This window comes from Candidatus Sphingomonas phytovorans (assembly GCA_029202385.1).
GTDB lineage: Bacteria > Pseudomonadota > Alphaproteobacteria > Sphingomonadales > Sphingomonadaceae > Sphingomonas > Sphingomonas phytovorans.
Map to the genome: position 1 here is coordinate 4,775,528 of CP119314.1, position 14,534 is coordinate 4,790,061.

11 protein-coding genes are annotated in these 14,534 nt (G+C 65.8%); 1 reads left to right on the forward strand and 10 read right to left on the reverse strand.

Going from position 1 to position 14,534, the window contains the following annotated elements:
- Nucleotides 1-8 precede the first annotated feature (8 nt).
- Nucleotides 9-623: a TetR/AcrR family transcriptional regulator gene (locus P0Y59_21975; GenBank protein WEJ99543.1), complete on the forward strand. Its 615-nt coding sequence runs from the start codon at nt 9-11 to the stop codon at nt 621-623.
- Nucleotides 624-659: 36 nt separating this feature from the next.
- Here P0Y59_21975 and P0Y59_21980 read toward each other — a convergent pair whose 3' ends face one another.
- From P0Y59_21980 to P0Y59_22025, 10 genes are all read right to left on the reverse strand, one after another.
- Entirely contained in the window at nt 660-4,016 is a 3,357-nt protein-coding gene (locus P0Y59_21980; GenBank protein ID WEJ99544.1) for a DUF1906 domain-containing protein, read from the reverse strand.
- Entirely contained in the window at nt 4,013-8,146 is a 4,134-nt protein-coding gene (locus tag P0Y59_21985; protein ID WEJ99545.1) for a hypothetical protein, read from the reverse strand. Before P0Y59_21985 ends, P0Y59_21980 begins: the two co-directional genes overlap by 4 nt.
- Nucleotides 8,147-8,157: 11 nt before the next feature.
- Nucleotides 8,158-8,592 (reverse strand): GPW/gp25 family protein, encoded by a 435-nt coding sequence (locus tag P0Y59_21990; protein ID WEJ99546.1) that lies wholly within the window; start codon nt 8,590-8,592, stop codon nt 8,158-8,160.
- Nucleotides 8,593-8,595: 3 nt separating this feature from the next.
- Nucleotides 8,596-8,895, reverse strand: coding sequence for a PAAR domain-containing protein (locus P0Y59_21995; GenBank protein WEJ99547.1), 300 nt, complete (start codon nt 8,893-8,895; stop codon nt 8,596-8,598).
- A 22-nt stretch (nt 8,896-8,917) separates the two neighbouring features.
- Nucleotides 8,918-10,717, reverse strand: a complete 1,800-nt coding sequence (gene vgrG / locus P0Y59_22000; protein ID WEJ99548.1) for a type VI secretion system tip protein VgrG — start codon at nt 10,715-10,717, stop codon at nt 8,918-8,920.
- Complete coding sequence (locus tag P0Y59_22005; protein WEJ99549.1) at nt 10,714-11,424, reverse strand: hypothetical protein; 711 nt, start codon at nt 11,422-11,424, stop codon at nt 10,714-10,716. The genes vgrG and P0Y59_22005 overlap by 4 nt, the downstream gene beginning before the upstream one ends.
- A 1-nt stretch (nt 11,425) precedes the next feature.
- Nucleotides 11,426-11,629, reverse strand: coding sequence for a DUF5908 family protein (locus tag P0Y59_22010; GenBank protein ID WEJ99550.1), 204 nt, complete (start codon nt 11,627-11,629; stop codon nt 11,426-11,428).
- A gap of 11 nt (nt 11,630-11,640) precedes the next feature.
- Nucleotides 11,641-12,168 carry a phage tail protein gene (locus P0Y59_22015; GenBank protein ID WEJ99551.1) on the reverse strand — a complete coding sequence of 176 codons (528 nt, stop codon included), beginning with the start codon at nt 12,166-12,168 and terminating at the stop codon, nt 11,641-11,643.
- Nucleotides 12,168-12,620, reverse strand: a complete 453-nt coding sequence (locus P0Y59_22020) for a phage tail protein (protein WEJ99552.1) — start codon at nt 12,618-12,620, stop codon at nt 12,168-12,170. The genes P0Y59_22015 and P0Y59_22020 overlap by 1 nt, the downstream gene beginning before the upstream one ends.
- A 69-nt stretch (nt 12,621-12,689) precedes the next feature.
- Complete coding sequence (locus tag P0Y59_22025; protein WEJ99553.1) at nt 12,690-14,492, reverse strand: phage tail sheath C-terminal domain-containing protein; 1,803 nt, start codon at nt 14,490-14,492, stop codon at nt 12,690-12,692.
- Nucleotides 14,493-14,534: the final 42 nt, after the last annotated feature.

Here is a 14,534-nt window from a genome sequence, read left to right on the forward strand (position 1 = left end):
ACCAGACAGTGACCGCCGCGTCGGCAGGACCCGGGCGCAGCCACCCCAAGCAGGGGCGCGCGCAGCAGACCTATGAATTGCTGCTCGACGTCGCCGGCGCCCTGCTTGCCGAGGTGGGCGTCGATCGCATCTCCACCAACATGATCTGTGCCCGCGCTGGTGTCACGCCGCCAGCGCTCTATCGTTATTTCGAGGACAAATATGCCGTGCTGGAGGCGCTTGGCCGGCGGCTGATGGCGCGGCAGAATGTCGCGCTCGAGGACTGGATCGCCCGGCATGCCGACCAGGGGCTCGACGCGCTCCGCGACGGGATCGAGGAACTGCTTCGCGAAACGGCGCGGGTCACGCAGTCGGAGCCCGGCGCTGTATGGATATTGCGCGCGCTCCATGCGTCACCGCGGCTGATCCATGTCCGGCTCGAATCGCATCGCTATGTCACCGACAAGCTGGTCGAGGCCTATACGCGCTACCTGCCCGACATGGACCGTGACGAACTCTGGCAGCGCCTGAGGCTGTCGGTCGAGCTTGGTTTCGCGGCCGACGAAATGCTCCAGGAAGAAACCCGCGTGTCCGAGGGAACCGTGCTGAAGAGCGTGGCGCGCCTGTTGAGAAACGACCTGTAGGAAGCGCAGGGCGGATGGACGGGCCGCCGGGCTGGATCATCCGGTCGGGTCGTCGTCCGCTGGCGGCGAGGGCGCCTCGCCGGACGGTGCCGCTGGCGTTTCAGCCGAGAGGATCGCCGGCGCGAGCCAGAAGGGCAGATCGTTGAATTTGTCCGCCTGCACGATGTCGCTGTCATAGGCCACGCCGTCAATCGTGGCGCCATCGATGCTCTGTACCAGGCAATAGCCGCGCATCGCCACTTCGGGCACGTCGCTGCCCGATTGCCAATAGCGTTCGAAACGCGAGCCGGCGAAAAGCTGGAAACCGTCGAGGCCGGCGTTCGCCCCGACATAAAGCCCGGGGACATAGCCCGCCGCCGCCACCGGATCGTACCAGGCGTTGCAATAGGCGATCACGTCGATCGTCGGCGTGCCCTCCGCCACGCCCTCAAGATCGAGCCAGACGCTGACGCCGTACGGCAGGCCGACTGAGCGGGCGTTGGCCGCGGCATAAGCACCATATTCAGCGCCAAGGCTTGCGCTCGGTACCCAGCCCGACGGGGCGACATGCTGGACCGCCATCAGCGCCAGGCCGGCGTCGAGGATGTCCAGCGCTTCCGACCGCGTCAGGTCGGTATCGGCCTCAGGCGCGTCGCGCGTCAGATAGCGGATCGCGAAGCGGAAACCGGCGGCGGCGAAGGCGCTCGCGCTGCTTGCCGTCAGCTTGGTGTCGGTGTCGAATCCCGTCGCCCCCGCAGGCGCCGCTTCCACGGTTCCCGGCAAGGTGAGCGTCAGCGGCGGATTCGGCGCTGGCGCCGGATCGGGTGGAGGCTCTGGCTCTGGCTCTGGCTCTGGCTCCGGCGGAGGGGCGGGCGGCGGGACCGGCGCTGGCTCCGGCGGAGGAGTGGGTACCGGTGCCGGCGTAGGAGGTGACGGCGGAGCCGGTGGTGGAGGTGGCAGGGGTACCGGCGGCAGATGGCGCTGCAGGAAGCATTCGAGATGCCAGCTTGCCTTGGCACGACGCTCGCACTGTCCGTCGCGGAGCGCCTCGATCCAGGCGTGATGAAGGCGCCGGAAATGGCGCATGTGGCGATGGTGGAGGAAGATATCCTGGACGACGATGTGTGCAGGCATGTTGTCCCGGACGATCTCGCGGGCCTGGTCGCACCAGCCACCGTCGGCATCGGGCTCATCGACCGGCATCACCGCGGTGATGCGAAAGCTGTAGTCCGGCGGCTGTTCCTGCGTCGCCTCTTCTCCGTAGTGATGGTGGTGATGATGATGGTGATGATGGTGCCGATGATATTCCTGCGCGTAGCGGAGCAGCGTCCATTCGACGATGTAGAACCGCCGCAGGTCGACGCTCGCGGCGCGTACCAGGCGCGCCGTCATGGCAACCGCTTCGGCGACGTCACGCAACTCGCCCAGTAGCCAGCATCCGTCTTCCAGATCGCGGCACACCAGATAGACCGGTCCCCGGCCGGGTAGCGCCCCGACACTGTAGCGAGTCGGGTCGGCGAGTGCCGGCATCAGCGCCGCGGCGACCGTTTCGCCCGCCAGTGGTGACTGTCCGCCATGGTCGCCCGGATCGCGCGGGTGATCGGCGGTCTCGACCGGCAGGAAGGTCTGCGCCACCACCTCCCCCAACGCGGCAGGCAGCAGGCGCCCGAAACTGGCCTGCGCCGGATCGGTCACCAATTCCGGGCCATCGGCCCGGTTGGCGGCATCGAGCAGCGCAAGATCGATCCGGCAGCGAATAAAGAGATCTGTCGTCTGTGCTGCGTCGTGGCCCGCGCGATAGTCGAGACCCCGCCCGCGATCCCGGGTGGCGGGCACCATCCTGGCGAGCAGCGTCCGTTTCGCCTCGATCAGCGCGGTACCTGGTTCAAGCTCGATGATGCCGCACGCCGAGTCCGCCGGCGGGGTGATCGCCTCGGCATAGAGCGAGAGCAGGAAATCGAGGATCGAGCCCTGTCGTGCCACGACGGGGTCGCCGTCGGCGATCAGCCGCTGGAGACTGACCTCATAGCCCGGCTCGAGCAGCGGTTCGACATTCGGCACGATGCCGCGCAGCGACTGGCTGACATAGGTCCGTCCGCCGCCTGCCGTGATCGAGAAGAGGTGGCGGACGAAAGCGAGCTGGGCGAAGAAATCGGCCATCAGCTGGTCGAAGACCATCAGATAACCCTTGAGCTGCCGGGCCTGGGCCTGACGTTGCGGCGACGATTCCGGCGGCAGGCCGTAGCCGCCGATACCATAGACCGCCGGGAACTGATTCTGCACCGAGCTATAGGTCGCCAGATCCCAGCCATGGCCGGTTGGCGGGGGATAGTCCTGAGCATAGTCGATGGCGAGGTCGTAGGTTCGGCGCTGGTCGGCCCAGGCGCGGGCGAGCTTGCGCGTGACGGTGACCGGATTGGTGCGGCAGATACTGGTGCCGTGCCGGAGCCGGATGTCGCGGCCGGCAATGGCCGCCTCGTCCTGCAGGCGGAGGATATGGCCATCCGGGACGTGGATGATGTCCTTGCCGGTGAAGACCTGCTCGCCCACCTGTACCGACAGGCTATCGACCGAGAGCACGCCGCGCACCTCAGCCATGATCTCAAGCAGATATTCGACGGGTACCGTCGAGGGCAGAGCGGTCAACTCGCCCTCGTCGATGAATCCGCGCAGCATCAGCGGCCCGTTGAAGATATGCGCCGTGGTGAGACCGGCCAGGCGCAACGCGTCGAGCGACTGTCGCTTCGGTTCGGGCGACAGGGCCAGTCCGACCTGAAACAGCAGCTCGGCAAGCACGGTATCGGGATCGCTATTGTCGTCGAGCTGGATGTCGGCCCGCACCCGGGCGCGGAGCGGTCGGAGAATCACCGCGTCCTGCACATCCTCGCACAGGGCGCGATTGGCCGTGTAGCAATCGAGCACCTCGGTCCTGACCGAGTCGGGATCTGGGCCGTGATCCTCGCAGCCGGGATCGAGGTCCGGCACCAGCACCGCGATGCGATACAGTCCGGAAACCCCTTTCGTCTCCCCGGGCGGGACCATGGTGAACCACGCATTGCCGATTTCAGGCACGCGATCGATGATCAGGCGGCGAAGATCGTCCGTCGTCACCGGATTGACTGGCATGATCTCGCGGGCGGGATAGAGCGCCTGCCGGTCAAGCGCGATCCGTCCCGTCTCGGGCGCGCAGAGCAGGTCTGCCACCGCGAAATCGGAACGATAGGACAATTCGGTGAGCGCGTAGCAGAGCTGCTGGAGGATCGTCACGCCCGGGTCGGACCAGTTGTAGTTGGTCCAGATCTGTCCGGTCAGCCGCTGGACCAGCGCCGTGCCCTGGGTGAGCAGCGCGGCATAATCGAGCCCGACGGGGTCGCCATCGGTGGCGAGCACGATGGGTATCGGCTCGGCGCTCATCCGGTGCGTCCGGAGATGATGGCGGGCCGGGACGTCAGCGCCAGTTTGGGTGGAAGCGCCGGCTCGACGCTCGGCTGCGCCTTGCCCCTGATGGTGTGGGCGGAGGCCGAGGTCAGGTAATAGAAGCCGCCGAGCAGGCCTATCGGCGATTCCCGCACCAGTTCAAGCGCCCGGATGGCACGGACATAAGGCCGGTGACGGACGAAATGCGCCACTTCGTTGCGCGTATAATAGTCGTCGGGCCGGGGCGGCAGCGCGGGGGAGGGCCAGGGCGACAGATACTGGATCAGTTCCTGATTCAGCCGTTCCTTGTTGGCCTCGACCGTATCGTCGTCGGTGAACACCAGGTCCGCGACGACGCGCAGCCGGAGATAGGGCGGATTGGTCACCCATAGCTGGATGAACGGGCTGATCCGTTGGCCGAGATAGGTCGCGATCGCATTGAGCGTGGTCGCGTCGCAGGCGGGGATCGTCGGATCGGAAATGGCTGGCGTCTGCGGCCCGGGGACAGGAATGACCCAGACATTGCCCGGCACGGGGGCGATGCCGCCGTCGCTCGCCGGTACGACCGCGACCTGCCACAGTGACGGAAACGCCGCGAGCGCGAGGCGGGAATAGTCCCAGCCCTGGATGCCGCGATCCTTGTGGCGCAGCCGTTCGGCCAGCCAGAGTTCGAAGCCGGCGCCGATCTCCGCCGGCGCGCCGCCGGACGACGGCATCGGCTGGTCGATCGAGCCGAGATCGGGCAGGGGCGTGACGGTTTTCGCGATCGTGCCGGCGGGCAGGGGATCGCCCAGGCGTGCGCCACCGCCCGGGCCGACCCATGTCGCCATTGCCGCATTGGTCACCAGCCCGGCGAGTTTCGGAAAGGCGGTCGTGTGGCTGGCCACGCTCACCCGCAACCAGGGCTGCGCGGCATGCGCTTCGGAAAGGGCGAGGCTGACGATGCCCGAATTGCGCAGGTTGTTGGTGGTGTCCCGCAAGGGCGTCAGCGGCGGCCAGCGCGTGCCGCCATGACCGTCTATTCCATGACCCTGCGCCCAGACGACTGGCGGCGTATCGGTTGGCCAGCCGCCCGCCGGCGGTGCGAGCTGGAACAAGAGGGTCAAGGTCTCGGCCGGGTCGGACAGGCCGATTTCCAGCGCGCCCGCGGGGTCTATCGGGGTGAGCAGCGGCACTGTCCCGCCTGCCTGCCACCGCACCGGCTCCACGCCGTCGAAGGGTAGCAGGTGGAACAGCGTCGCGGGCGGCGCGGCGTCGTCAGGTCCATTGGTCGTGACGGGAGCCGGTATGGCCGTGGTTGCGGTGTAGGTGACCTGGATGCTCGCCGCCATCGGCAGCCAGGGCTGGTTGGGAAAGCCGAGCAGGTCGGTGCCCTTCATGCACTTGTCGATGCAATCGCTGCTGTCCGTGGTGGCGAGCCTGGTCTGCACGTCGCGCAAGCCGGCCGCCGTGACGGGCCGGGCGACCGCCGCCGGCCGGCCCGCTGCCCTGGCCTGCACGTCGAGCGCGCCCGATGCGGCATCGATCAAGGCGCGGGCGCTGTCGAGCCGCGCCGGTGTCGGTGTGGCGATGGTCGACGCATTCCCGGCCAGCCAGGCGTCGAGGCTGGCATGCACGCTGGCGACGTCGGGTGTCGGTTGCCAGATACGGCGAAGCCGCCGGAGGAAACCGGCCGTGTCGACGTCTCCCAGCGCCGATGAGAGGCTGGCGCGCCAGTCAGCCTTGGTTGCCGGATCGGCGTCGTTCGCCGCGATCTCGTCCTCGATCGCTTCGAGCGCGGCGCCGTCCAGATTGGCGACCGCGCGCTGGACCGCCGCCCGGACCGACTGTTCCAGGGTCGAATCAGGCGCGGTGGCGTTTGCCGCGATGATCGGCTCGAGATGCGAGATGATGGGATGGTTCTTGTCCGGTTGTCCGCATTGCTGCGCGCAGGCCGATGCCGCCGCGGTCAACCGCACCGATGCCGCCATCACATTCGGCGCGTAGAGTACGTCGCCAAAGGCGGTCTTGGGCTGGCTGAGGCACAGGCAGACCGTGCTCAGGGTCGGATCGTAATAGGGTGGCGGGGTGCGGGGCTCGACCGTCGCGACCAGCTCGGTGGTGGGATCGATACTGGCGTCGACGATCGGAACCGGAACGCGTCCGCCGGTCTGGAACAGATAATGCGCCGGATCGGACGTCTGCCAAAGGCCAGGGTTGAAGACGTCGAGCTTCGCCCTGAAGCTTTGATTGTCGAACTGGGTTCCCGGCGGCACCGTCTTGCCATCGGCGTCGATGACATAGGCCTTGTAATAGCCTCGGAAGCCGGTGCTGGTCACGGGCAGGCCGAACCATTCGATCGTCAGCTCGAAACTGTCCACCGGCTTGATGAAGAGTTCCGGCGCGGCGATCTGCAGCGTCGCCTCCTGGACCGGGGGCGATCCGAAGACGAGGAAGGGCTGGCTGGTATCGATCGGTCCGGTCGGCGTCGACGCCTGGAGATCGGTAAGGCCGACCACCTCGACGTCGATCGCCAGCGTCGAGAGCCGCATCGTCGCGAGCAGCGAATAGGGATAGACGGTGATCTCGCCCGACGGGCCCGTCAGCGTTACCGGTTCCTGCAGCAGGTCGGCGACCACGGTCGGCATGTCCATGTCGGGGACCGCGCTGTCGGTGGCGGGCGGCAGGGCGTCGGTCGCGGCCGGCTGGGTGGAGAGCGCAACCAGCGGATCGGCATCGGTGTCGAGGATGAACGACAGGGCAAACAACGGGTAATCGTCGCTGGGCGCGGCGACCTGATACCGGGCGATATCGATCCAGCCGCCCGCCGTCGAATAGCGCAGGGCGAACGCCGCCTGCATCAGCTGGATGAAGGCGTCCTCCGCCAGGATGCCGGTGGTTGCGGCGATGCCCTTGAGTATCTCGTTCACTGCCGTCAGGCTCTCCGGCGCCATCTTCAGGGCGAGCGTGACCGCGCGGGTTCCGCTGGCCAGCATCAGCGTCGGGCTGGCGACGGCGAAGCCGAGAGTCGCCTTGGTCGTGGTCAGGACGCCCGAGGTGCCGACGTGAGTCGCGCCGAACAGCGGAAAGGGCTTGGCGATCGCCGGCGCTTTCTCCGACAGGGCGACGACGCCGGTCAGCACCTGCGCGGGAAGACGAGAAGTTCCCACGACGGCCATGTCCGAGGTGACGGTCAGCGTGCGCAGCGCCGCGACAGATGCGAGATCCACGGTGAAGGCGGCGTCGAGCGCATAGGCGATGTCCTCCCCGTCAGCGTCGGTCCCGGCGAGGAATTTTGTGTCGTGCGGCAATTCGACATGAGTCACGCCCTTTGCGGGGGTGAAGGTAAGGCACACCGTGTCGGGCGTGCCAGCCCGGCCGGTCTGGCGCAGGATGTCGGACTGGTAGAAATCGATCAGCCGCGCGGGGAAGCGGTTGATCGCATTCTGCGCGTGGCGGAACAGCCTGGCAAAGGCATCGTACAGGCCGGATTGTGGCGCGTGCGACGGATCCTCGAAAGACTGCTCCATCGCGTGCAGGGCGGCATCGCGACCTTGGCCGAGCGCGGTGAGGATCGCGGAGAACAGATCATCGAGGCGATCGAGAAAAGCGGGAAACCATCCGCCGGAATTGAGGCGCACCGCGTCTTCGGGCGCGCTGCCGCCGAGATGCGTCGCGAGGCTCCGCGCCGGGGCGGCAAGGATGTCCTGGCGATCCGAGCCGGCCAGCGCGGCCAGCGCCGGCTGCAGGCTGGTGTGATCCGCCTTGCTCCGAGTGAGGATACGGATCAGCCGCAAGATCGCGACGAGCGCGGGGCGCAGTGAATCGAGGCGCTCTTCGGCGCCCTCCGCGGCACGCAGGTCGACCAGGATCTGGTCGAAGGTGGCGCGGATCTCGTCGAGGTCGAGGCTGGCATAGCGCGCCTGAGCGATGGCGGGATCGCTGAGGAAGAAGACCGTCCAGTCGCGATGCGGCTGGTTGGCGAGGTCGTAGAAGGTGATGAGAGCACCATATTCGCCGGCAAAGGCGAGCAGGTCAGCCAGGCTGCGTCCGTCGACCTCGACCCGCGCGGGCGCCGGTGCCGCGCGCTGGCGATCGCGCTGGCTCGGCGCGTCGTTCAGGGCACGAACGTCATCCAGCGCGGTCATCGCCCGTCACCTCACATCGGTGGCGGCGCAAGCGTGGCCTCGTTCAGATAGAACGGAAAGACCAGGTTGCTGCGCGCGTTCGTGCGGCGGACGATGAAATCGATCGAGATCGCGAGTTCGCCGTTCAGGGGGGAGACTTCCTCGATGTCGATCCGCTCCACGTCGATCCGCGGCTCCCAGTCGAGAATTGCCTTGGCGATCAGCGAGCGGATGTCGTTGGCGAGCGTCTCGGTCAGCGAATCGAAGACCTTGAGGCGCAGGCCGGTGCCATAGGTGGCTGCCATGATCCGCTCGCCCAATGCCGTCGAGAACAGCACCCACAGGCACTCCTTTATGTTCTCGACGTCGCTCGACATCTCCACCGAAGCGAGCTGACGGTCGAAAGTGGGCGGAAAGGTCCAGCCGGTGCCGAGGAAGCTCTGGGAGATCGATATCTCGTCGGCCATTGCCTAGCCTCCGATCATCACGGTCGGCATGCCGATCACGATGGAGCCGCCATGCGCCGTGCTGTCCCCCATGCGCGCCGCCGGCCGGCCGCCGATCTGCACCGTGGCCGATCCCTTCACGATTGAATCGGGCGGTCCGACGCAGACGCAGAGATCGCCGAGGCACGCCGCGGGAAGCCCACCGATCAGCACGTTCGGCATGCCGGGGCCGGTGACCGGCCCGCCGACATGCGGAATCGGCGGGAGGCCCGGCGTCACCATCGGGCAGGCATGGAAATCGGTCACGCGCGCGGCGGGGGGCATGGCGTGGTTTCCTCGCGCTGGGTCAATTGATCTTCACCAGGCCGCCCTGGACGGTGACCATGCCGCTCGAGGTCAGCTTGGCCTCGGCCGAGCCCTGGGCGGCGAAACTGGTGTCGGCATTGGCCTTGATGGTGAGGCCTGCGATCTCGACGCCGGAGGTTCCCTTGATCGAGACCTTGCCCTGCGCGGTGATCGCGACATCGGTCTTGGCGGTGAGGGTTAGCTTGGCGGCGCTGGCGATGGTGATGCCGCCAGCCTCCATGGTGATGCTGTTGTTGTTCATGTCCTTGATCGTCACCGTCTTCGCCTTGTCGTCCAGCCGGACGCTCTGCTTGGCGGGGGTGGAGACCTCGACCGCGGGGAGATCCTCGAAGAAATCAATGCGCAGCTTGCCCCTCGTGACGATCGCCTTCAGGTTGTTCTTCGCCTCGGGCGTGACCGGAGGAGGATTCTTCTTGCTGTACAGGCTGCCGACGATGACCGGGAAACGGGGATCGCCATTCATGAAGGCGACGACCACTTCGTCGTTGATCTCGGGGTAGAATTCAGCGCCGATCTGGTTCGAGGCGTAAAAACTGCCCAGCCGCGCCCAGACGCCCAGGTCGCCCGCCTGGAGCAACGGCAGCTTGACCTGGACGCGGAACTCTCCGTCCGGATCGCCGTCGATCTTCATCACGATTCCGGTCTGCAGGTTGGCGACCGGCGGCAACAGGCCGGCCGCGCCGGGCGCCGCGACCTCGGGTGCGGCGGCGGCGAACCATTGCGGCGACAGGCCGATCTCCACCGACGTCATCCACAGGCCCTCGGCGACATGCTGATGGACCGCCGAGACATAGGCGTCGCCATTGAACCGGGCGCCGAGCCCGGCGAGCGTGACCATGCATCCGGTCTTGGCGAGCGCATTGCCCTGGAAGCGGATCTCGCCGCGGATCTTGGCGAGCCTGGCCTTGAGTAGTTCGGCCGAGGACCAGTCGGTAAGATCAGCCTTTTCGAGCGTGCCCGCGGTCTGTTGCGGATAGGTCGAGATGCCGAACACCTTGGCGAGCTGGTCCGACGAGATGTTGCCGGGCGTGGTCACGCTGGCGCTTGCCTGACCGGACGTCGCGAGTGCCTGCGTCGCCGGATCCCAGGCGACGCTCTGGATCGCGCCGGCGGTATATTGAGTCGACGCGTCCATGGCGGCGCGGAAATCGAGGATCGATTCGCCATAGGTGAGGCTGAGCACCGGCGCCTTGCTGGTATCGGGCGGCGCCACCGTCACCTCGCCGGACGACACGATCACCACCATGCCGTTCAACTGGGCGCGGATCAGCATCAGATCCCAGTCCGACGCGTAATATTGGACGATCGACGACTGGACCGGTGAGGTCGTGGTGACGGTCGCCTTCAGCCCGGCCGCGCCGATCAGTTTCTTGATCACGTCGCTATCGGTCATCTTCTCGAAGATGGCGTTGTTGCGCGCGAGCGTCATCGCCATCGCCTTGTCCGTCGCGTCGACGACGAGGCGGGAGGGGCCGTCCTGCGTGACCTGAAGACCCTGGCGATAGATGGTGCCGGAAAAGACCAGGGTCTCGCTCGAATCATAGCCGAGCGAGATCGTCAGCGGCTTGCCTGGGATCAGCGCATCGGTCTCGCTGATCGGGAAGGTCGCCTCGGACGGGCTCCCGTCGGAGATCACGACGCGGCACTGGGGCAGCTTGTTGACCCCGGTCCATATGTCGATCGAGACGACCTGATAGGCGCTGTCGAGTGCCTTGCCGTCCGCCGTGATAGTGGTGGCGACCAGTGCTCCGGCGGTCTGGGTAGGGGAGGGAGCGGTCATGTTCCCGTCTCCGTGCCGGCTCCCTTAAGCGGCGGGAACACCAGCTGCATGCCCGGCTCGAGCCGGCGGAAGCCGAGCAGGCCGTTGAATGCCGCGACCTTCAGATAATAAGTGCTGGTACCGTAGATCCGGTGACACAGATCGGGAAGCGTGTCGCCAGCCACCACGGTGACGAGATGACTCAGGTCGGGCGAGGTCATATTAGCCTCGGCGGCCAGTTGCTTCTCGCTGGCGAAGGACATGAAGGTTGCCGCAACCTTGGCCCGGATCGGCGTGCCGTTCGGCTTGAACAGGGTATAGGTGATCTTCAGCTTGCTCAGCACGCACTGGAACTGAAGCTGAGCCCAGGAAAGCTTGATGTAGTTCGGCCGGTGGATGACGCCGTTGACGGTCGCGACCAGCTTGATGAAACTGTCGATCAGGCCCGCCACGCCATCGGTCGGCAAGGGCGTGCCGGGGATCGGCGGGGGGATGACGCCGGTGGCGTCAAAGACCAGATCGAATGAAATGCTCTCCTGCCCGACGCGATTATATTCGGGCGAGGGGCCGTTGCTGCCCGGCGCCTGGCGATCGGCATAGCAGATGGTGAAGTCGTGCGTGTAGCTGGCCGGGTTGATCCACACCGTGAAGGGCAGCCCGGTCTGGCTGTTATATTGCGCGTCGGAATAGGCCGTGACGACCATGCGCTCGAGGCTGCCGGATGTCATTTCAGCGTGTCTCGCGCAGGCTCAGGCTGCGCAGCACCGCGCGCACGCAATCCTCCACCAGCGCATCCCGCTGGGGACCGGTCATGGACCCGGAGGACGATGCGCCACATCCGCTCCCGCCGCCGCCCGAGCCCCCGGTGGGCGGCGCCTCGCCGGGATCGCGCACTGCCATGCGGACCCCTATCTCACTGATATGCAACGGCATGTCGTGCCCTTTCAGTAACCGATCAGCGCCGACACCGCCGGCACCATGCTTACCGCCTCGTTCAGCGGCATGCGCGTGACGGTCGAGTAGGAAAATTCGAGCACTTCAGTCAGCACGTCGTTCTTCTTCGAATCGAACGGGCCGGTGACCCAGCGCACCGGCCAGGCGCGGTCGAAGGTCCAGGCAACCAGCGGGATTCGGTTCGGCCCAAGCAGCATGACGACGATCGTCTGGGTCAGGATCGGCTCGTTCAGCGTCGATCCGACCGTCTGCGCCGCCCATTCCGCAAGGAAGGACGGCGCAGTGACATAACCGCGCCGCAATACGAGATTGGGGGATTTGGTGACCCCCGGAAGCTGGTGCGCGAAGCGGTTCTCGCCGCCCTCGATCACCGTCTCGACCTCGATCTTGGCGTCGACCCCCGATACTTCCTGGAAGCTGGCATCGGCGCCGCTCAACAATTGCAGCGCCGTGCCGCTTCCCGCCACCGCCACGGTAAAGGAAAAGGCGGGTGGCGGGATATAGACGCCGGTGACCATTACGGCGCCGAGACGACCATCGTCTCGAAGGCGATGTCGATGCTCTCGACCGCGACCTCGTTCCCTTCCGATTTCAGATCGGTGCCGGTGACCTTGATCGGGAAGGAGTTGTTGAGGGTCCAGACCATCTTCGGTGCGGCGGTCTCGTCGAGCAGGCTGATCACCACGGTCTGGCGCGCGATCGTGTTGAGCTTGATCGAATCGAACCAGGTCCACAGCGTCGTGTCGTTGATGAAGATGCCCTTGCGCATCGTCACGTTGCCGACCTTGCCAAGGCCGGGCATCTTGATCGGATAGAAGCTCGGGCTGTCACCATGCCGATATTCGATCGGCGTATTCTCGGTGCTGAGGCCGGTCACTTCCTGGAAGCTGACCGTGCCGGTGGGAAAGCCAGCGACCGAGAAATAGAATTTCGGAAGTGGCCATACTGCGTCTTCTACTTCGCCTGCCATCATGAACTCCTGTTATTTGGCGTGTCATTTGGAATGGTTGGATAAAGCGCGTGTCGCGTCGGGCCGCGATCAGACGCCCTGCATCGTCTGGGTGAAGGTCAGCTCGATGAACTCGGCCGGATGGATCATCTGCACGGTGACGTTGACGATCATGTAGCCGTTGAGCACGTCGAGCCCGCTCATCGTCTGCGGCACGCCGCACTGGACGGTGAAGGCATCGCTCGCCTTGTCGCCCATCAGGCCGCCGGCCTGCCAGAGACCGGTGAGGAAGTTCGAGATCGTCGCCGTGACGGTTGCCCAGGTGACGCCGTCATTGGCCGCGAAGACGAACTGCTGGAGCGCCTGCTTGATCGACTGTTCGATATAGTTGAGCGTCCGGCGCACCTGGATGTAGCGATAGTCGAGGCTGTTGCCGTCAAGCGTGCGCGCACCCCAGACGACGGTGCCGCGATTGACCATCGCGCGCAGCACGTCGATCGCATTGCCGTTGAGCGGTGCGTTGAAGCCGCCTTGCTGATCGTCGGTGAGCAGCACCTTGGGCGCGGTGATTTCGTTGAGGGAGAAATTGGCCGGCGCGTTCCATACACCGCGCTGCGCATCGTTCTGGGTCCAGATACCGGCCATCACGCCGCTCGGCGGCACGACGTTGAGCTTGTCGGCGAGGATCTGCTGGATGTTGCCGAGCAGCGGCACGGCGTTGAGCAGATACTGGTCGAGCGACTTGATGCCCGCCGCGTCGGTGGGGGCCGTGTAGATCGCGTCGTTCGGCATCGATACGAACAGCTTGTCGGTCGTGCCGGTCGTGCCGGTGATATCCGCCGGCACCGTGTCGGGGGTCGCGGTGATATCTGCTTTCGCCACCGGGAAGGCGGCGGCGATGCGTGCCGCGATATTCACGAAATCGGTCGAATAATCGGTCTTGGTCTTGTCCTTCTCGTCGACCGTTGGCGGGTAAAGGCCGAGCAACTGAGTCGTCAGCAGGTTGTTCATGGTGGTGATGCTGTCGGTCGCGCCGGTCAGGCTGGTGTAGAGAACGTCGTTGCTGGTGAGGAGCGAGGATTCGAGCGCCGGGCCGTAGGACGCGCCATAGCTGAAATTGGCCGCAGCCGGCGCGATCGAGGTGTAGAGCGCGTTCGCCTGCTCCTGCATGCCGGCATAGTTCCAGTTCTCCGGGATGAGCGCGCCGGGCAGATCGAGGATCGCCACGCGGTCCTGCTGCTTGCCCGCCTGGTTGAGCATGTCGACCGCGACGGCGGCATAGCCGCTGGCGTCATAAGTGCCGTCTTCCTTGACCTTCACCAGCAGGCACGCGTCGGGAACCACGACCATCGTCGGACCCCGCGTGTCGGCGGCGACGGCGAGGCCGGACTGCAGCGTCTTCTGGTCCACGGGGGTCACCGTGCCGCCCGGCGTTACGCTCTGCGTGCCCCAGTAATTGCCGACCGAGACGACGAAGCAATTTCCGCCGCCATTGGCGTAGAATAATTGCATTGCCGAATAGAGGTTGAACTGGGCGGCGAACGATATCTTGTGGGTGCCGTCCTCGGTCGTTCCGACGACATAGTTCTTCGCGGTGGTCGTCTCGCCGTCCGAAGAGCCTGCTTCGAAATCATACACGGTGTCGGTGCCCGCGCCGACGATACCCTTGGTGTCGAACCCATAGCCGAAATAGCTGTAATAATCGGCCATGGAGCTGATCTCCACGGCCTGCATATACATCTGTTTGTTGTTCGAGGGGTTCTTGGCGGTCTCGGTATAGCCGACGAAGATCGGAACCGCGGTGGCGACCCCGACGATCGAAGGGGGGAAAGCCGCGAATTCGGTGACGTAAACGCCCGGTGTCTTCCGGTCTTTCTTGAGGCTCGTTGCCATGACGTTGCTTTCCTCTTGCGGTTAGGCGGCCGAAGTCGCCGG